Here is an 18209-nt window from a genome sequence, read left to right on the forward strand (position 1 = left end):
GGTAGGGGCGGATGAGTGCCTGGCGCTGCTCCGGCGTCGTCTCTACCTCGCCGAGCCACGCCTGCCAGTCCCCGGCGCCAGAATGACGGGCATCCTGTTGTGGAGCTTGGCCATCAGCTCGTTGGGCGTGGTCGTCACGATCGCATAGGTCTGGAACTCCTCCGCGCTCGCCGGGTCTTTCCACCATTCCCACAACCCGGCGAAGACCATCGGCTGTCCGCTGTGCAGGCCGATCGCATACGGCTTCTTCTTCACGTTCGGGTCCGCCTGCGCCTGCCACTCATAGAACAGCCGGGCTGGGACCAGACAGCGTCGCGACCTAAAGGCCGAACGGAACGCCGGCTTCCCGGCGACGGTCTCGCCCATGGCGTTGATACATTGTGTGCCGATCTTGAGATCTTTCGCCCAGCTCGGCACCAGGCCCCAGCGGAGCATGACGATCTCGCGCGCGCCGTCCTTGCTCAGCCTGCAGATCGGATTGCGGGTCGTGGGCGCGACGTTCCAGCTCGATCGAAAGTCGTTCGGCGGTGGTCCTGAGGTTCCATCTTCGGCTGACCCGACCACCGAGAAGAGCGCGTGCAGCTCTGGCCAACTCAGATCGTGGGTCGTTCGTCCGCACATTTCAGCCTCCCTGCGATTTTGCTCTACGGTGATCTGCGGCCGCTGCGCCGTCCAGCATCAGTCTCTCGGCCATCCCGGTCCGACCTCGAGCTTCGGCTTGCGGGCTCCGCACTCTTGGCACCGCAGCCTGGCGGCGATCTCCTGCAGCGTCAGGTGACCCCAGCGCTGCCGGTTGATGTCCACCCAACCCCAGTGTCGGCACTTCACGCCGGTGCAGGTGGCGCGCAGCCGCTCCGCGCGCGTCAGGTCTTTCAGACGGAGCAGCCGCGGAGCGTCGGATAGCCGGCGCTCGGCCTCGTCGGGCCCACGCATCACCAGGTCGGCAACCTGCATGTGGGAAAGTCCCCTGGACCGCGCGCGACGCCTGATGATGTTCAGCCGCGCATGCTCCCGGAACGGGTCGTGTCTCATGGGTCAACGCTAAGGGCCTCTATGTGGCGCTCGGCGACCGCGATCCCCTGTGCCAGGAGAGCCCGGATCTCGTCCTCGCGCATCCCCAGCTCCAGAGCGCACCAGCGCAGTTCGTGGCGGCGGATATCGTCCTCGATCTCGACATCGACAATCTTGGTGTCCAGATCGCGCGGCATGGCTCATTCCTTCTTCGCGCTGGTGGGTAGCATCCAGTCGGTCGATGGTTGTGGGCGCTCCTCGCGGAGCACTACGGCGATGTCAGGGCCACCGTTGACCCAGCTCGCGACCGGGTGCTCGCGATGGCCGGGCACATAGCCGCTCACCTTGAGCTGTTCGACCGCCTTAGAGGCGAGCAGCGTCGCCTTCGCTTCGTCGACACCGCGCGTTCGCCGGCTCGGATGACCGACCCCCAAGCCGCGGAATGCCAGCGCGATCGACCATTCGATGCTCTTGATCAGATCTTGATAGGGCATTGCTCAGGCCTCCGCTCGAAGGCGCGGGCCGAACACCTCGCAGAACGAGCGCACCTCGTCCCGTAGCTCCTCGTCGGTGCACCTCAGCGCCTCCGCTGGGACCGCAGCGGCGTCGATCGGGAGGCTACCGGCACGCGCCATCCCGTGAAGGGTGGCCAGGGCGTCCTGCAGCTTGCCGGGCTCCCGGCTGTCGATCCCCTCATTGATCCAGCGGGCCGCCTGCCAGAGCGTGGCACGCTCATTGGCGCCGAGCGGCACGGTGCAGCTTGGATCGATATCGCCTTCCGGATCCTGTCCCTTCGCCAGGAGCAGCCGATCGCCCATCAGCTTCAGGCATTCGAGCCCCACGCTTCGACTCGTCGGGTCGAGTGCCCTGCCTCGCATCGCGTTGGCGATCACCAGTGGGAGCACGTCCATTTCCGTTCCTCGGTCGCGTCAATGTTCCCTAAATGTTCTAAAACCGGGTGGCCGAAGAGTCGAGTCGATTCAAAAGGTTCTATGGGTTGGGGTACGGACTGGGGCACAGCCACAAGATATGGCCGCATGTGGACAGGTCAGGCGACCCACACCATGTGATCTGGACGATGGCCAATAGCCGGCGGAGCCTGCATCCATGCCGAGTCCAACTTGGGTCACTCGCGAGGAGCTTGAGCAGATCCGGTGCCTGGAAAGGCCGACGGCGGAGAGTTGCGTGGGACTGGCCGCTTGCGAAGCGGCCTACAAGCTCAAGGCGCTTGCGGAGACATCCCCGGAGGCTGCGGCGGAAGCCGGGCTGACGTTCGAACTTGAGCCGGCCTCCGAAGATACCGACGGCATGGAGCATTCCCGATTTGCTTGGTGGTGGGCGGACCGGACCTTCGGGCTGTATCTTATCGTCGACGGGGTTCACCCGCCCGGTGAGAATGCCGAGGGATATCTGTCGCTCTACATCGACAAGGATTTCGTGCTGAGCATGAACCTCTATCGGGCCGCGGCCGACGGTTATCAGCAGATCCACGTTGACCAGGTCACAGCGCTCGCTCCCGGTGACTGGCCAGCGCAGCTCTGGGCCTTTGTGGAATCGCTCAGCGGCTCCAGCTATTGCGGCACCGGCTGAATCTCCCCCCTGTTGTGTCATTTCACGGACCGAGACAGAGTCCCTTAACAAGATACAATTTGTGACAAAGGGGAGAGATATGGTTGGTGCGACATTCGGCGAGGAAGAAGTCTGGAGCCTGCTGGGGGGATCCGCGAAGCTCTCGGTGAGTTTCTTCCCGAAACCGCAATTGAAGACAGTGCTCAGAGCGTCGATACCGAGGTGGACGAACTGGTCAAGGGTAACCAGTTCCTAGGCAATCTGCCGCCTCGCTCCGATCTCGCAGCCCTGAACCGGATATCCGCAACCAGATAGGGCGTCAGCCAATGCGCCCACTCAACCATGGCACACCGCGCGGACGGCTATACTCCTATCGCAGTGGGCGTGGTGTGTTCATCACACGCTTCCTCGGCTATGGATGTCAGCCACCACTTCGAATCACATCCGATTCAAATGATCCAAGACGATTCCGCACAGACACTGAGATATGGTAGTCTTTGGTTGTTTTGAATGAAGTATTTAATGGAGTATGCGAAATGTCAGTCGATCTGCCATCGAAGGACGAACGCACCGCAGAGCAGGCGGACGCCATCGAGCAAGCTGCCATGTTGATCATCAACGCACGGAACGAGGCAGCTGCCCTGCTGGCTCGAGCAGGGATGCAACCGCCGGACAGTGGTTGGTGGGGAAGTCCGTGCGGGGTGACGCTTCCGCCTCCCCCGCAGGACCATCGTTGCGGGTGTCGCAATTATACGGGCGATGGCGGGCCCTGCAGGACGAGGTACGCGGACGCCACAGGTCCTGACACAGGCACGGGCTCAGGATGGCCAACGGCACGTTGCGGTCACCTGCCTTCGGAACACGTGGAGACATGAGACAATTCGGAAGCACGCCACATTCTGGATGCTCGCCCTGGCCATGACCTTGGGCGCCGGAGAATCTCTGGCGCAGGAGTCGAAAGCACGAGTTGTAGAGATGGAAATTCCAGAAGAGTACGCGGATATCGTGGCTGGTCTCGTGAAAACGCTAAAGGAGCACCCGCGAGAGGAAGACTTCCGCGCAAATAGGACGCGCGGATGTTCGTGGGTTTGGGATTGCGACAACCCATCTTCTACGGAAGGTTCCCCCAGCTGCAACCTCCTGTGTCGCTCCCATAGTAGACTGCGGCTGCCGCCCCGACCCGAGTACAACGTCCCCACCACGGCCGCCAGCAATGGATCCGGGCTGCCGAGGTCATGACGTTTTGTGTGCTGGCCGCCAGTCTCCGGTGATCGGGGCAGTTGCTGGCATGCTCATCCCTGATCCAACCCTGATGACCGGATGGCTGCCCCGGCAGGCCAGGTCGATCCGCGTCGCCGCTCCCGTCGTTCAGTCCAGCTCACTCAATCGTGACGTTGCGAACGAACCGGGAATGATGCTGACTCTCCGCATGAACTCCGCCGAGTCGATCCCTGAATCATCGTATCTGGACGCGCTGAACCCGGAGCAGCGCTCAGCGACCGAGTTCGGCATTGGGAAGAGCGAGGAGGGCGGCCCGCTGCTGGTGATCGCCGGCGCCGGATCCGGCAAGACCAATACCCTCGCGCACCGGGTCGTGCGGCTGATCGAGACCGGTGCCGATCCGCGGCGAATCCTGCTCCTGACGTTCTCCCGTCGCGCCGCCGCCGAGCTGACCAGGCGCGTGCAGCGGATCGGCGCCCGCGCGCTCGGCCTTGCGCCCGACAGTGCAGCCGCGGCCCTGGACTGGGCTGGCACCTTCCACGCCGTCGGCGCCCGGCTGCTGCGCGAGTACGCCGACCAGATCGGGCTCGACGCGTCGTTCTCCATCCTGGACCGGGAGGACGCGGCGGACCTCATGAATCTGGCCCGGCACGAGCTCGGCCTTTCGGCGACGAGGAACCGGTTCCCGACCAAGGCGACCTGCTTCGCGATCTATTCCCGGATCGTCAACGCGCAGCAGCCGCTGGCCGACGTGTTGAAGGAGACCTTCCCGTGGTGCGCCGATTGGGCAGACGAGCTGCGCCGGCTATTCGCAACCTACGTCGAGGCGAAGCAGCGGCAGATGACCTTGGACTATGACGACCTGCTGCTCTACTGGCACCAGGCCATGCTCGAGCCCGAGATCGCCGCCGATATCGCGTCGCGCTTCGGCCATGTGCTGATCGATGAATACCAGGACACCAACCGCCTGCAGGCCTCGATCCTCCTGGCGCTGAAGCCGGACGGCCGCGGCCTGACCGTGGTCGGCGACGACGCCCAGGCGATCTACGGCTTTCGGGCGGCAACGGTGCGCAACATTCTCGACTTTCCCAGCTGCTTTTCGCCGCCGGCCAAGATCCTGACCCTGGCGCGCAACTACCGTTCCAGCAAACCGATCCTCGCCGCCGCCAACGCGGTGATCGCCCTCGCGCCGGAGCGCTACGCCAAGGAGCTCTGGTCGGACCGGCCGTCAGAGCAGCGACCGCGGCTGGTCAGCGTCAGAGACGAGGTGGAGCAGGCCCGCTATGTCGCCGATCGCGTGCTGGAGGAGCGGGAAACCGGCACGCCGCTGAAGCAGCAAGCCATTCTCTTCCGCACCTCGCATCATTCGAGCCATCTCGAAGTCGAACTGGTTCGGCGGAACATCCCCTACATCAAGTTCGGCGGCCTCAAGTTCCTGGACGCGGCGCATATCAAGGATGTGCTGTCGACCTTGCGCTGGGCCGAGAATCCGCGCGACCGCATCGCCGGCTTCAGGGTGCTGCAGCTGCTGCCGGGGATCGGGCCGGCACATTCGGGGCGGGTTCTCGATCGCATGGCGGAGGCGGCGGTGCCGTTCGATGCCCTGGCCGACGTGAAGCCGCCGGCCGCCGCGGCAGCGGCTTGGCTGGACCTCGTAACGCTGATGAGCGATCTGCGCAGGCGCGAGACTCCCTGGCCGGCCGAGATCGAGGCGGTGCAGCGCTGGTACGCGCCCCACCTCGAGCGACGGCACGAGGACGCCGAGATCCGCATGGCCGATCTGGTCCAGCTCGCGCAGATCGCCGCCGGCAGCGCCAGCCGCTCGGACTTCCTGACGGATCTCACCCTCGATCCGCCGGAGGCGACTGGCGACCTGTCCGGGCCGCCGCTGCGCGACGACGACTACGTGATCCTTTCCACCATTCATTCTGCCAAGGGGCAGGAGTGGCGGTCGGTCCACCTCCTCAACGCGGTCGACGGCTGCATCCCCTCCGACCTCGGCACCGGCACGACCGAGGAGATCGAGGAGGAGCGCCGGCTGCTCTACGTCGCCATGACGCGGGCCAAGAACGACCTCCACCTGATCGTGCCGCACCGCTTCTACACCCACCAGCAGGCGCGGGCTGGGGACCGCCATGTCTACGCGCCGCGGACCCGGTTCATCCCGAACGCGCTGCTCCGGCATTTCGAGGCGACGACCTGGTCGAGCGCGACCGCTGCGTCCGGAGCCGGCGCGACCGCCGTCCGGACGCGTGTCGACGTCGGCGCGAAGCTCCGCGCGATGTGGGGCTAGCTGGCGGAATCTCCCGGATGTCGGAACTCGGACGCTCTGCCATGCGACTTCTCTTCGCGTTCATGCTCCTGGTGGCTTCGCCCGCGCTCGCGGCTGTGCAGGAGATCGACGGCGACACCATCCGCATCGATGGTGCGCGCGTTCGCATATGGGGCATCGATGCTCCGGAACGGCGCCAGACCTGCCGGATTGACGGCGTCGAACGTCCGATCGGGAAGGAAGCGATCGAGCAGCTGCATTCGATTTTGGCGGAGGGCGAACTCCGGTGCCGGAAGCGGGACACCGACCGGTACGGCCGGACGGTCGCGGAGTGCTGGGCCGGATCGCAGAGCATTGCAGATGCGATGGTGCGGTCCGGCTGGGCCTGGGCTCTGCCGCGGTACAGCCAGGACGCCTATCTGCCGGCGCAGCAGGAGGCCGAGCAGGCGGGGCGAGGCGTGTCGTCCGGTCGCCGGACGTGCGAGGCGCCGGCCCGATTCCGCCGGGACCACCCGCGCTGATCCTTCGCGGCAATTCTTCGAGCCGCCTGCCCGGGCCGGCTTCTTGTGCGTCGCGGCCGCACGCCTTGGTTGCCGCCTCGGTAGCCGGGCTTTTCGCTGGAGGATTTTCGGTTCGGATGCCAATCTGGCGGTACATCTCGCCCCCATTTTTTAGTAATGCCATGATTCCGATTGGGCACCCCGCCAACGACAACCGAAATTCAGAAGGCCGCTGCATGCTGCGGCTCGCGCACATGAAACGGCGGTTCGGCGCCAAGCTCGCCGACACCGCAGCCGCTGGCCGGACCGCGGAAACCGTGGATGGGCGAGCCGCCGGCGGAGCCGTCGACCGGGCTCTATTGCGCTAGGCGCCTGGGGCGCCGAGCTGCACCGAGCCGCCGATCGGCGTCTCGGCCCTGCGGGTGACGATCCCTTCTGTAATCGGATGAGCACCGTCAAGGGGGCGTCGACGATGGAGTCGCGGCATTCGCCTGGGCGAACGCCGACGGGCGGAATTCGGCTCGTGGCGGACGATCGCTGGCCCTTCTGCCCCCCCGAAGCGGACATTTCCGGCGATCCATCCTTGCCCGAAAGCGGACAGGGCCCCTTGGGTCGAACCGGGTCAGATCCCCTTCATTGCACCGAGGACGACGGCCGCTTCCGGGCACCCCTCAGTCGCCTGGCCGGCCGAGAAGGGGCTGTTAGCGGACCAGCAGCCCGGCTCGGCGTCAGCTCGACTTGTCGGCTTCAACGGCGATGTCGGTACGCCAGATGACACCCTCTCCCCAGTACTCGATCCTTGGAGGACGGGCATCCGGCCACAGCATGAACCAATAGGAAGTCTTCCAAACGTTTGCGCCGGCCATTCCCCCCAGTGCCAGCCCCTCATCCTCTCGGAAGACCTTCTCAACCGACCAAGTCGTGGCCTCTCCGGCGATCACGACGTCGATTTCGCCCTCCCAGGGGTCGGTCGCATAGGGGCGGAACTTCAGCTCGTACGGACCTTCTGGGCCGATCATAACGATGCTGAAGGGTGCTGGGGCTTTGACGATCATGCATGCCTAGCCTATCAAAAGCGGCGGTGTCGGCAATGGGTCGCGTCCAGTCAGGTCCGCTCCACGGAGTCGAGCGCCGTGGCCGGTTTCGGGCGAGCGCCAATCGGCCTGGCCGACCGGGAAGGGCGGATTGCGGACCTTCAGCCCATAGCTGGAAACGGGTAGTCGCCACGCGGTCGCAATTCACTTGTGCCGCCATCGCCGATGGAGCAGCAACCGCAGACTGGGACCAGCAGCGCCAGCGAGCGTGTTCGCGGGGCTGTCTGTGCCTCGCATACCAGTTCAGATCATCCATTCAGATGACCTCCGAATTGATGGTGCAGGAAAAAGCCGGGTTCGGTTGCGAGTCTGCTGAATACAGCTATAGTAAGGCGTTCGGATGCATTCGATGAGGTGGACTTTTGCCGCAAGAATAGGCGGCGTTTCCGTGGATCATTCTTAGAGCCCGCAGCTCCTCTGAAACCAAACGCACGCGTCGAAGTGCGGATCGTGCGATGACCCGTCCAACGGCGCGCATGATGGACGCCTGAGAGGACGTATTCCCGTGTGTTGTGTGAGCGGTATCACTTGTAGTCCTGGACAGAGGTTCATCGGCTGAAGCTCAGCGAAACGCCGCACGAAGACTGTTAACGCGCTCTCATTTACCAAGGGAGGAAGTCATGCCCATTATTACTGGGACCAACGGTGCTGATATCCTTACAGGCACGCCAGACGGCGACCTCATCTTTGCGCTGGCTGGGAACGATATCGTCCTTGGCGGCGCTGGGGACGACGCCGTCCTGGGGGGTTCTGGCGACGACGAAATCGCCGGCGGCGATGGCACCGATAATCTTCTCGGCGAAGCCGGCAATGACGACCTCTCTGGCGAGGCTGAGAATGACGAACTCCACGGCGGTGCAGGCAACGATCGGCTCAGCGGTGGCGATGGAAATGACGTTATTGACGGCGATTCCGGCAATGATCGGCTATTCGGTGACAATGGCTTCGACACGCTAAACGGCGGGGACGGCAACGATCTGGTTTTCGGCGGCGCCGATGGGGATCTCATCAGTGGGGGACGCGAGAACGATTTGCTTGACGGTGGCGATGGCAACGATGAGGTTTCGGGGGATTCCGGCAACGATGAGCTCAGTGGCGGCAACGGCAGCGACAGGCTCTTCGGCGGCGATGGCAACGATGATCTCCGCGGCGGAGACCGCGACGACTTCCTCGACGGCGGTTCCGGCAATGATGTGCTCAGCGGTGGCACTGCCGGCGACCGCATGTTTGGAGGGGCTGGCGACGACCGGCTGTTCGGTGAGGAGGGCGACGACGCGCTGTTCGGTGAAGACGGCAATGACGTCCTTCACGGCGAAGCCGGCAACGATGTCCTGTTCGGTCACGCCGGAACCGATGAACTTACCGGCGGCGATGGTGACGATGACCTGCTCGGTAACGAGGGCGACGATGAACTTGGCGGCGGCGACGGTAACGATGATCTGTTCGGTGATGAGGGCGACGATGAACTTCGCGGCGAAGCCCGCGATGATCGCCTCTTGGGCGGCGCCGGGAACGATGAGCTCAGCGGTGGCGATGACAACGACAGGCTGTTCGGCGATACCGGCAATGATCGTCTTTTCGGCGACAATGGCGAGGATCGGCTATCCGGCGGTGACGGCGACGATCTGATCTTATGCGGCAGTGGCAACGACATTCAGATCTTTGGAGGCGCCGGCAATGATCAGCTCCTTGGAGGCGATGGAGACGACACATTTATGTTCGGCGAAGGCGGCGACGACCAGATTTTCGGCGGCGACGGAAATGATGCGATAGATGGAGGTCTCAACGAGGATCTACTCGGGGGCGGCAACGGCAACGATAGCATTGTCGGTGATGTCGGCGATGATCAACTTTATGGCGGCGGCGACGAGGATATTCTCGTCGGCGGCGCCGACAATGACGAACTTCGCGGCGAAAGCGGCGACGACTTTCTGTCCGGCGATTCCGGCAATGATGTTCTCAGCGGCGGCGAGGGCAGTGATGATATCCGCGGAGGGGGCGGTAACGATCGGCTCCAAGGCGGTAATGGCGCTGATCAGTTCTTGTTCGCTATCGAGCCTGGCATCGGTGGCAACAACGATTTTATCCTCGATTTTAACTCTGGGACTGACAGCATCTACATATCCAGTGTGAACCCGGCCGCCACGGAGGCGTGGGTCGACAATTCGCCCGATGACAACCTCATCACCGACGCCGACACCAACGTGAAGCTGACCCCCGCCGGCTTGCTTCTCGATTTCGGAGGAGGCAACACGCTCATAATTTCTGGCGTACAGTCCCTAACCGTGGGTGTGGACATATTTTTCGTATGAGGCGCCCACCGTACGGAGAAAGCACCGGGATCTGCAGTTCGTGGCAGGTATGGCGACAAAGTGCTCGTTCGGCTGCCTGATGGTCGAAAGTCGGCTTCGGGTCGCGTCCGGTCATGTCCGCTCTCCGGCGCATGCGCGACGGCCTGTGTTCACCGCTGACGCTTCAGGCATGGCAATGCGGTCCGACGAGACTGTCGGTTGGAAGCATCGCTGGACCACCGCCTGAATCGCGCTTCTGTACGGGGTCGGCATCGCCGCCCCAGGATGGGGATTCGAGGGTTCGGCCGTCCAAGCTCTCTGCGCGCGAGTGCCTCGGAGGGAAGCTCGCAAAGATCGTGGCGGACTGGCCGCTCCCGTCGTCCAGGATGCGGTCGGTGAGGCGGGAGGGAGTGTCGGCCTAGCTATGCGCTGGCCGGCACCTTGCTTCCCACCTCCGGCTCGAACCGTCCCCCGGAGACCCAGATGCGGTGCATGATCACGGCAAGCTTGCGGGCCACTGCGACCCGGGCTCGCTTGGCGCCGCGGCGACGTGCGATCGCGATACCCCATGCCCGGAGGGTTGAATGCTGGGCCGTGCGCTTCATCAGTGCCGACGCCGCTTCATAGAGCAAGTGCCGCAGGATCTTGTCGCCGGCTTTGCTGATCTGTCCGGATCGATCGATCTCTCCGGATTGATAAACCCTGGTGTCAGGCCGATGTGGGCGCCGACAGCCTTGGACGAAGCGAAGCGCGCCGGATCGTCCAACGTTGCTCGATAGGCCAGGCTGGTGATCGGACCGACGCCGGGGATGGTCATGAGCCGCAGGCAGACATCATCCTGGCGAGCTGCCCTGGCCAATAGCAGGTCGAGTTCGTGGCGCTCCTCTAGCAGCCGCTCCAATACCCGCAGGAGGGGCCCGAACGCGATTGCCAGGGACGGCATCTCGGAAACCAGGTCTCGAACCCGCTTACTGAACTGCTGCCGCTGAGTTCGTCCCATCTTGATGCCGTGGGTCTTCAACAGCCCGCGGATGGTGCCCTGGACCTGGAGAAGGCTTGCTACGATCTGGCGGCGCGCCTGCAGGATGGTGCGCGTCAGCTGTGCGTCTGGCGACTTCACGTGCACCGGGCGGTAGTGCCCGATGCGCATCATCTCCGCGATTCCGCGGGCGTCGTTGCGATCGGTCTTGACCGACCTTGTCGACAGGAAGCGCTGGGCATGGCGGGTCTCGATGCAGATGGCTTCGAACCCGGCGGCGACCAACTCGCGATGCAGCCATTCCGAGAGTGGGCAGGCCTCGAGACCGACCAGATCGATCTCCCCCTGCCACGGTCGAAGTCGCTCGATCAACGACCCAGGATCACTGTCTACCTTGCCTTGCCAGACCAACTCACCGTTGCGCTCGAGCACGCAAATAGCGGTCTTTTGCAGAGAGATATCGAGGCCGACGACCTTGGACATGTCTCGCTCCCTTTGAAGGTGACGTCCGCAGAGCCTACTGGCGATTGGCGAACGGCCGATTGCCCCATCTCTCGTGTTCATGCGGAGCGGCCCGGACGGGGCCACACTGGTCGGTTGCCGGCTTCGCCGTCGGCATCCTCAACCGCCCAGAGAGGCCTCTTTCCGACCGGTCTCGCGCGGCGCTCGTCCCGGGTGCCGGCTGCGCCGTCGCTATACTCACCCGGGCCGGGATCCTCATGTCAGCTCGGCCGCCGTTGGCGACCGAGCCGAGACCCACAAGCCCGCGGACGCGGGCCGAGAAACCTGTTCCGGTTTCGGTCGGTAAGCGCGATCGGGGGGTGTCCCCAAAATTTCTGGCGCTTCGCCAGCCAGAAATCCCGGGTGATCCCCCTCCCCCCGATCCCGCTTGCCAACCTGATACCCGCCTCGCCGGCGGCGTCCTTCGGCCGCATGCGCGGACCGAAGCGCAAACGACGAGGAAAAAGGACATGGACGAGACGGCGAAAATCCAGCGCGGAACGCGGGTTCACTGCATCCTGGCCCATGCCGGCGAAGGCGTGGTGACTGCGGTTCGGGAAGATCCCAATGTGGGCAACACCTATGTGATCGGCCTGCCCGGCTTGGAGCGGGTGCGGTCGACGGGCCGGCACCTCTACGACGTGGTGTTCCTCAATGGCCACTTCTCCCAGGGGGTGCCGGAAACCATCGTCGATGGCGTTCAGTGGCACATCCTGGAGGGGCTGGCGGACGAGGAGGAGATTTCCCGTCTGCTCGACGCTCACCAGCGGCACCGGGCGGAGAAGGAGGCCGAGGCCGAGCGCGCCAGGATCGCCTTCGAGACCGAGCGAGACCGGCTGAAGGCTGACCCTGCGAATGGGCACCTGACCCAGGGAGAGGACGAGTCGAGCGGGCTTCTCGCCGGCAAGAACATTCGGGTCATCCTGAAGCGCGAGTTTCCGGGGGTCCGGTTCTCGGTTCAAAAGCGGTCGTGGGGATCGGTTTCGGTCCAGTGGGAGGACGGACCGACCGAGGACCAGGTGCGCGCGCAGATCGACTGCTTCCGTGCCGGCAGCTTTGACGGGATGCAGGACCTCTACGTGTCAGAAAAGACCCCGTGGCACGTCGTGTTCGGCGGCACGAAGTGGCTCAATCTCACCCGCTATCAAAGCGCAACACTCATCGCCCGCGCGATCGCCGAGGTGATGGCGCAGCTCGGCGACATTGGCATCGGCATGCCGACCGCCGAGGACTTCGCAGCCGGCAAACTCTGGGACGTGGACGCGCCCGGCGCCCACAACCTCGAGAGCCTGATCCGCAAGCACGCCGCCGGCCTGACCGGCTGACGTCCAGGGGAGAGGCGCGGCCTCTCCCTTCCCATCGATCGAGAGAGGACATCATGAATCGCTATGAAGCGAAGCTTGAGGCTCGGCGCGCGCGCCTGATGGAACGCGCCGAGAAGGCCCAGGCCGAGGCTGGGAGTCATTTCAAGCGGGCCGACGCCATCGCGTCGATGATCCCCTTCGGCCAGCCCATCCTCATTGGGCACCACTCCGAGGGGCGGCACCGCGCGGACCTGAAACGGATCCGCAATGGCATCGGGAAGGGAGTGGAGGCCACGAAGCAAGCCGAGACCCTGCAGCAGCGAGCGGCCGCCGTGGGGACGGCGGGAGTTTCTTCGGACGATCCGGAGGCGATCGCCAAGCTGAAAGCCAAGCTGGCGAAGCTGGAGGGGGATGTTGCGCGGATGAAGAGCGCCAATGCGGCCATCCGGCGCGACGATCACGATGCGCTGGTAGCGCTGGGCTTCACAGAAGCGCAGATCATCAAGCTTCGGGAACCCGATTTTGCGGGCCGCATCGGCTTCCCGCGCTACGTCTTCACGAATACCGGTGCCGAGATCCGGCGCATCCGAGCGCGCATCGAGCGGCTGGAGCGTCAGCACCAGCAGACGAGCCGAACCTACGCCCTTGAAGACGGGACGCGGATGATCTGGAACGTCGAGGCGAACCGGGTTCAGATCCTGACGCCCGGCAAACCAGACGAGGGCATGCGCCGGGCGTTGAAGGGCTGCGGCTTCCGTTGGGCGCCGTCCGAGGGCGCATGGCAGCGGCACCTTTCAGTTAATGCCCTTTGGGATGCGTGTCGGGTGTTCGGCGTGCCTTTCCCTCCGCCGGCCAGCCTGTTGGAGCCGATCAACCAGGAGCAGTGATCCAGGCGGATAAGGCGTCTCGCGCCGTGCGGGTAAATGGACATGTCCAAATGAACATGTCGCAGACGAAGTCATAAAGCCAAGCAAAGCCAACACTCTCATCACCCAAAGGCGAAGCCATGATCGACACAACCGATGAAGTGCTCATTCCCTTCAACAAGCTAATCCCCTCCGCCCGCAACGTCCGCAAGACGGGCGGGAAGAACGTGGACGACCTGGCCGAGAACATCGCGGTCGAGGGGGTGCTGCAAAACCTGCTGGTCATCCCCGCCAAGAAAGGCAGGTTCGAGGTGATCGCCGGCGAACGCCGCCGGCTCGCCTTCGGCAAGCTGGTCGAGACCGGCCGTAAGGCCGCCACCGCCCCCCTGCCGTGCCGGGTGCGATCGCCCGAGGAAGCGGAGCGCCTGTCGCTCGCGGAGAACGCGCTTCGCGAGGCGATGCACTGGCTGGACCAGTTCGAAGCCTTCAGGCTTCTGGTCGAGGCTGGCGACAGTATCGAGGATGTCGCTGCACGGTTCGGCGTGTCCCCGACCGTTGTCGCCCGACGGATGAAGCTGGCGAACGTGTCGCCGGTCCTGATCGAGGCGGCACGCAACGGGCAGGCGACTCAAGAGCAGCTGATCGCGCTGGCGATCACCGACGACCATGCGCTGCAGGAAGAGGTGTGGAAGGCGGCCCGGCACGAGTGGGACCGCAATCCCCAGCATCTCAGGGTGTCGATCACCAAGGGGCAGGCGCATGTGAAGCATGACCGCATCGCGCAGTTCGTCGGCGTCAAGGCGTACAAGAAGGCCGGCGGTGCCATTGTGCGCGACCTGTTCGGTGACGACCAGTACCTGACCGATGCCGAGCTGCTGCAGCAACTTGCCCGCGCAAAGCTGGACGAGGCCGTGGATGCCGTGCGCGCTGAGGGCTGGTGCTGGGTCGAACCGGTCGATCATTTCGACTATGGGGGGATGTCGCGCTACGGGCGCATCTATCTAGTTCCGGTTGCTCGATCGGGTGAGGAAAGCGCCAAATTGGAGGCGCTGCAGCAGGAGGCGGAGCAGATCGAGCTTGACCACGGCGACGAGCCGCCGGACGACATCGCTGCGCGGCTCCAGGAGATCGATGGTCGCGTCGAGGCCCTGAGCGGCACGACCCGATCCTTCAAGCCCGAGGAAATGGCAATCGCCGGCGTCTTCGTCGGCATCGACCACAATGGCGGCTTGCGCCTGGAAAAGGGCTACGTCAGGCCCGAGGACAAGCGGAAGCTCGCCACCATTCAGGACAACCCGCGACTCGGCCCCTCGACCGAGGACGAGGTCGACCAGGAGACGCAGGGCCTATCCGCGAAGCTGGTCGAGGACCTGTCGGCTCATCGTTCGGCTGCCCTGCGCACTATGCTGATGGACCGGCCCGACATCGGCCTGCGCGCCGTCGTTCATGCGCTCACCGCCCGGGTGGTCTACGACTTCGGAGGCCATGACGTATCGGCGTGCCACATCAGTGGCACCGACTCCCACTGGGCGATCAAGTCCAGCGCCGCCGGCATGGAGAACGCCAGGGCCTGGACGGCTTTCGTCCAGCGTCGGGAGGAATGGCGCAAGCGGCTGCCGGCGAGCACCGCGGACCTGTGGGGCTGGATCCAGGAGCAGGACAGCGATACTCTCCTCTCCCTCCTCGCCTTCTGCGCCGCTTCGACCGTTGACGTGATCGTGAAGGCTGGCGGCGCGAAGCCGAGCGGAACTCACCGCCACGGCGACAAGCTGGGCGCTGCACTCGGCCTCGACATGGGCGATTGGTGGACGGCGACAGCTGGAGGGTATTTCGGGCGGGTCAGCAAGGCGTTGATCGTGGAGGCGGCCCGGGACGCGCGCGGCGCGCAGGACCTGGAGGTGCAGGCCCTTGGCCCTCTGAAGAAGGGCTCCGCGGCAGTCGAGGCGGAAAGGTTAGTCGCCGGCATGCGCTGGCTGCCAGCCTACCTGCGGCCGAAGTCCGCCAGCGCTGCCTGACCGTAGCTGCTGGGAGTGGCCGGTGCGGCCGGCCACCTCCACCAGTTGCCTGAATGCGAGCAGATCACGCGGTTCGCCGGCCCGCGGTGGCTTGGCTCGGCCGCCATCGTCGACCGAGCCAGTCAGAGGGAAGACGTGCGGCTATCACCCGCTCCCGCGGCGCGCAACCTATAGCCTGCGCTCTGCAGCGGCCCTGAGGAGATCCTGCGGCGGCTGGTCGATCAGGATCCCCTTTCGCAGGCGAGGGCAGGGCTTGGAGCGAGCGCCGCGCGGAGCCGATAGCGGCGCTCCAATCATCTGAGTAGATACTGGAGTGGACTTGTCTATATGGACATGATGAAATGGACATGTTCTTATGTCCACATGGATAGATGGACATGTGCAAGTCTGAAGTTCTGAAGAGGGAGGTGTGGCGCGCCGTGAGGCGCCGCTCACACGGGGTCGCGTGCGTCCAGGAGGATATCAGCCATGGATACACACGGGGGGAGAATAGGATGCCCGTAATCGTCTTCGCGAATTCGAAGGGCGGCGTAGGTAAGTCCACGTCCGCCCTCGTCCTCGCCCAGGTGTTCGCTGCCCAGGGCGCGAACGTCACGCTGATGGATGCCGACCCTAACCAGCCTCTCGCGAGCTGGGCTGATCGCGATCCGGATCGGGTGCCGGCAAACCTCCGGGTCGTGCCGGGCGTCACGGAGGAGACCATCCTCGACCATATCGACACAGCCGCGGCTCGAGACCCATTCGTGATTGTCGACCTTGAGGGCACGGCCAATGTGGCCGTCTCCTATGCCATTGGGCGGGCCGACCTGGTTCTCATCCCGATGCGCGGCTCTCAGCTCGATGCCGACCAGGGCGCCCGCGTCATTAAGATCATCAATCGTCAGGCGCAGGCTTACCGCCGAAACATTCCCTATGCAGTGCTTTTCACCTGCACGACGGTTCTGCGCGGCCGGGACTTCAAACACATCGCCAACACGTTGCGGGGTGCGGAAATCCCCGTCCTGCGAGCCGAGATGGTCGAGCGAGCAGCCTTCCGCGCGATCATGCAGATCGGCGGCACGATCTATGACCTCGAGCCGTCGGACGTGTCGAATCCCGACGCAGCGATCGAGAATGCCGAGGCCGTGGCCGCGGCGGTCGTCGAGCACCTGAAGGTTCAGCATGAGCAAATCGCATGACCGACCGCAAACGGGCGGGCCTCGACCTCGACCAGTTTGAGCCGAAGGCACCGGTTGGGGCGGCGAAACCGGCGCTGGCCGCGGCGATCGCACGCGAAGAGGGGTTCGTGTCGCGCTCGTCGGCGTCGGTATCCCGTCGAGGGCGAAGGCTGGTGCGGCAGCCTATCGACATCACGGAGGAACTGCGCGCCTGGCTGAGGGAAGAGGCTCACCGTCGCGACGTGACGGTCAGAGCTGTCATCTTGAAAGCGTTGAAGGACAAGGGTGCGCCGGTGGACGAGGACGATCTGGTGGACCGGCGTCGGACATACTGAGCGAGCCCCCAGGGAGAAACCCTGGCTATCATGGCGCCCTTGAGCCGGATACACCCGTCGATCCCCGGCCCTAAAGCCGATCTTCGCGTAAGGGCAGGTCCGTCCCCATTGCCGACCTTCGCGTCCCTCCAGACCGCTCTGGACCGGACTTTTGCGTCGACCCAGTGAGCCTCGAAAGCGGACCTTCCATGATCGGACGGGTTCGCCCCATCAGCGACCGGCGGACGCCCCCTGCGAGCCTAGCCTCTCACGAATCTTGCATGTGAATCGGTATGGGTCTCCACGCTAATCGGCACGGCAAGCGGCGGATTCTCCCACGATTTTGTGGGGTCGCGACGACCTAACGCCAATTCAGTCTGACCAAGCCCCACTCGGCGATGGCGGGCTGCCGATGTCGAGGACTTTGCTCTAACCGCATGGTATTGATGGCAGGCTGTATACGTCCCAGAGCCCCTTCGTGGCTACGGAGGGGAGGCCTTGTCGTAAAGCCCTTTGATGCTGACCACGAATTTTATAGGCCCAGATGCGTGTGCAATTGGCAAAGTTGCGCCACTAGTCTCTAGACGCATTGAGTGCGTCTCGATTCGCGTTGACGCGAGCGGGCAGGGGGTGGTGCGTGCTTGAAAGACTTAACTTCCTGGTTGATGAAGTCGGCGACCTGAACAGCAAGCTCGTGCTGGTGGTGGGCCAACCTCGATCAGGAAAGACCCGGTTGCTGAATGCGCTGGCAAAGGGGCGGCACATGGGCGTGGTCAACGTCGGCGCAGTCCTGGGGCGTCTTCTGCTGGAGGTTCCGGGCCCACGCCGTCACGCCGGGGCGAGCCGTCTGTTCAAGGAGGTGGCGGACGTTCACGCCGCCGAAGGGATCGTCTTGCTCGACAATATCGAGCTGCTATTCGATCGGTCCCTGCTGCTCAACCCGCTCGATTTGCTGAAGCGCCAGGCGCACGTGCGCAGGGTCGTGGCGGTTTGGCCCGGGGGATTCAGCGATAATCGGCTCACGTACGCGACCATGGGGCATCCAGAATATCAGGACTACGGCATTGACGGCCTGGTCCCGTTCAAAACCAATTGATGGGGCAAGGTGAGCTTTC

General features: G+C 64.3%; 17 protein-coding genes and 1 pseudogene. 11 read left to right on the forward strand and 7 right to left on the reverse strand.

Features of this window, described 5'->3' with window-relative positions; genetic code table 11:
• Nucleotides 1-42: 42 nt before the first annotated feature.
• From QFZ27_RS09340 to QFZ27_RS09360, 5 genes are all read right to left on the reverse strand, one after another.
• A complete protein-coding gene (locus QFZ27_RS09340; protein ID WP_429225938.1) occupies nt 43-621 on the reverse strand; it encodes an SOS response-associated peptidase in 579 nt (192 codons plus the stop codon).
• A 57-nt stretch (nt 622-678) separates the two neighbouring features.
• A complete protein-coding gene (locus QFZ27_RS09345) occupies nt 679-954 on the reverse strand; it encodes a hypothetical protein (RefSeq protein ID WP_429225939.1) in 276 nt (91 codons plus the stop codon).
• 74 nt (nt 955-1028) lie between these two features.
• Nucleotides 1029-1208 (reverse strand): hypothetical protein, encoded by a 180-nt coding sequence (locus QFZ27_RS09350; RefSeq protein ID WP_429225940.1) that lies wholly within the window; start codon nt 1206-1208, stop codon nt 1029-1031.
• Between the two features lie 3 nt (nt 1209-1211).
• Nucleotides 1212-1505, reverse strand: a complete 294-nt coding sequence (locus QFZ27_RS09355) for a hypothetical protein (RefSeq protein WP_429225941.1) — start codon at nt 1503-1505, stop codon at nt 1212-1214.
• Nucleotides 1506-1508: 3 nt separating this feature from the next.
• Nucleotides 1509-1922 (reverse strand): hypothetical protein, encoded by a 414-nt coding sequence (locus tag QFZ27_RS09360; protein ID WP_429225942.1) that lies wholly within the window; start codon nt 1920-1922, stop codon nt 1509-1511.
• Nucleotides 1923-2196: 274 nt separating this feature from the next.
• Here QFZ27_RS09360 and QFZ27_RS09365 point away from each other — a divergent pair, with 274 nt between their 5' ends.
• The 4 genes from QFZ27_RS09365 (at nt 2197) to QFZ27_RS09380 (ending at nt 6594) form a co-directional block, all read left to right on the forward strand.
• Nucleotides 2197-2601: a hypothetical protein gene (locus QFZ27_RS09365; protein ID WP_429225943.1), complete on the forward strand. Its 405-nt coding sequence runs from the start codon at nt 2197-2199 to the stop codon at nt 2599-2601.
• Nucleotides 2602-3116: 515 nt separating this feature from the next.
• Complete coding sequence (locus QFZ27_RS09370; RefSeq protein WP_429225944.1) at nt 3117-3455, forward strand: DUF6422 family protein; 339 nt, start codon at nt 3117-3119, stop codon at nt 3453-3455.
• Nucleotides 3456-3793: 338 nt separating this feature from the next.
• A complete protein-coding gene (locus tag QFZ27_RS09375; protein ID WP_429225945.1) occupies nt 3794-6094 on the forward strand; it encodes an ATP-dependent helicase in 2301 nt (766 codons plus the stop codon).
• A gap of 41 nt (nt 6095-6135) precedes the next feature.
• On the forward strand, nt 6136-6594 hold the full coding sequence (locus tag QFZ27_RS09380) for a thermonuclease family protein (RefSeq protein ID WP_429225946.1): 459 nt from the start codon (nt 6136-6138) through the stop codon (nt 6592-6594).
• Nucleotides 6595-7301: 707 nt separating this feature from the next.
• On the opposite strand, the gene QFZ27_RS09385 is transcribed toward QFZ27_RS09380, so the two are convergent.
• Entirely contained in the window at nt 7302-7628 is a 327-nt protein-coding gene (locus QFZ27_RS09385; RefSeq protein ID WP_429225947.1) for a hypothetical protein, read from the reverse strand.
• A 659-nt stretch (nt 7629-8287) separates the two neighbouring features.
• Here QFZ27_RS09385 and QFZ27_RS09390 point away from each other — a divergent pair.
• Nucleotides 8288-9979: a calcium-binding protein gene (locus QFZ27_RS09390; RefSeq protein ID WP_429225948.1), complete on the forward strand. Its 1692-nt coding sequence runs from the start codon at nt 8288-8290 to the stop codon at nt 9977-9979.
• A 401-nt stretch (nt 9980-10380) separates the two neighbouring features.
• Here the strand turns inward: QFZ27_RS09390 and QFZ27_RS09395 are convergent.
• Nucleotides 10381-11501: pseudogene (locus tag QFZ27_RS09395) on the reverse strand (IS110 family RNA-guided transposase).
• Nucleotides 11502-11908: 407 nt separating this feature from the next.
• Here QFZ27_RS09395 and QFZ27_RS09400 point away from each other — a divergent pair.
• The 6 genes from QFZ27_RS09400 (at nt 11909) to brxF (ending at nt 18190) form a co-directional block, all read left to right on the forward strand.
• Entirely contained in the window at nt 11909-12763 is an 855-nt protein-coding gene (locus tag QFZ27_RS09400; RefSeq protein WP_429225950.1) for an LPD29 domain-containing protein, read from the forward strand.
• A gap of 53 nt (nt 12764-12816) precedes the next feature.
• Nucleotides 12817-13629 carry a DUF3560 domain-containing protein gene (locus tag QFZ27_RS09405; RefSeq protein WP_429225952.1) on the forward strand — a complete coding sequence of 271 codons (813 nt, stop codon included), beginning with the start codon at nt 12817-12819 and terminating at the stop codon, nt 13627-13629.
• 119 nt (nt 13630-13748) lie between these two features.
• A complete protein-coding gene (locus QFZ27_RS09410) occupies nt 13749-15623 on the forward strand; it encodes a ParB/RepB/Spo0J family partition protein (RefSeq protein ID WP_429225953.1) in 1875 nt (624 codons plus the stop codon).
• Nucleotides 15624-16117: 494 nt separating this feature from the next.
• Nucleotides 16118-16801 (forward strand): AAA family ATPase, encoded by a 684-nt coding sequence (locus QFZ27_RS09415; RefSeq protein WP_429225954.1) that lies wholly within the window; start codon nt 16118-16120, stop codon nt 16799-16801.
• A complete protein-coding gene (locus QFZ27_RS09420) occupies nt 16798-17115 on the forward strand; it encodes a hypothetical protein (protein ID WP_429225956.1) in 318 nt (105 codons plus the stop codon). Before QFZ27_RS09415 ends, QFZ27_RS09420 begins: the two co-directional genes overlap by 4 nt.
• Nucleotides 17116-17731: 616 nt before the next feature.
• Entirely contained in the window at nt 17732-18190 is a 459-nt protein-coding gene (gene brxF, locus QFZ27_RS09425; RefSeq protein ID WP_429225958.1) for a BREX-3 system P-loop-containing protein BrxF, read from the forward strand.
• Nucleotides 18191-18209 lie beyond the last annotated feature (19 nt).

Origin of the sequence: Inquilinus ginsengisoli (genome assembly GCF_050434925.1) — a bacterium.
In the GTDB taxonomy this organism is placed as follows: domain Bacteria; phylum Pseudomonadota; class Alphaproteobacteria; order DSM-16000; family Inquilinaceae; genus Inquilinus; species Inquilinus ginsengisoli_B.

Bases quoted from the DNA above. Each gene is read 5' to 3' on its own strand.
- QFZ27_RS09410 (WP_429225953.1), top strand. From the start codon at position 13,749: ATGATCGACACAACCGATGAAGTGCTCATTCCCTTCAACAAGCTAATC.
- QFZ27_RS09390 (WP_429225948.1), top strand. From the start codon at position 8,288: ATGCCCATTATTACTGGGACCAACGGTGCTGATATCCTTACAGGCACG.
- QFZ27_RS09355 (WP_429225941.1), bottom strand. From the start codon at position 1,505: ATGCCCTATCAAGATCTGATCAAGAGCATCGAATGGTCGATCGCGCTG.
- QFZ27_RS09380 (WP_429225946.1), top strand. From the start codon at position 6,136: ATGCGACTTCTCTTCGCGTTCATGCTCCTGGTGGCTTCGCCCGCGCTC.
- QFZ27_RS09375 (WP_429225945.1), top strand. From the start codon at position 3,794: ATGGATCCGGGCTGCCGAGGTCATGACGTTTTGTGTGCTGGCCGCCAG.
- QFZ27_RS09350 (WP_429225940.1), bottom strand. From the start codon at position 1,208: ATGCCGCGCGATCTGGACACCAAGATTGTCGATGTCGAGATCGAGGAC.
- QFZ27_RS09400 (WP_429225950.1), top strand. From the start codon at position 11,909: ATGGACGAGACGGCGAAAATCCAGCGCGGAACGCGGGTTCACTGCATC.
- QFZ27_RS09415 (WP_429225954.1), top strand. From the start codon at position 16,118: ATGCCCGTAATCGTCTTCGCGAATTCGAAGGGCGGCGTAGGTAAGTCC.
- QFZ27_RS09345 (WP_429225939.1), bottom strand. From the start codon at position 954: ATGCAGGTTGCCGACCTGGTGATGCGTGGGCCCGACGAGGCCGAGCGC.
- QFZ27_RS09420 (WP_429225956.1), top strand. From the start codon at position 16,798: ATGACCGACCGCAAACGGGCGGGCCTCGACCTCGACCAGTTTGAGCCG.
- QFZ27_RS09385 (WP_429225947.1), bottom strand. From the start codon at position 7,628: ATGATCGTCAAAGCCCCAGCACCCTTCAGCATCGTTATGATCGGCCCA.
- QFZ27_RS09370 (WP_429225944.1), top strand. From the start codon at position 3,117: ATGTCAGTCGATCTGCCATCGAAGGACGAACGCACCGCAGAGCAGGCG.
- QFZ27_RS09340 (WP_429225938.1), bottom strand. From the start codon at position 621: ATGTGCGGACGAACGACCCACGATCTGAGTTGGCCAGAGCTGCACGCG.
- QFZ27_RS09405 (WP_429225952.1), top strand. From the start codon at position 12,817: ATGAATCGCTATGAAGCGAAGCTTGAGGCTCGGCGCGCGCGCCTGATG.
- QFZ27_RS09360 (WP_429225942.1), bottom strand. From the start codon at position 1,922: ATGGACGTGCTCCCACTGGTGATCGCCAACGCGATGCGAGGCAGGGCA.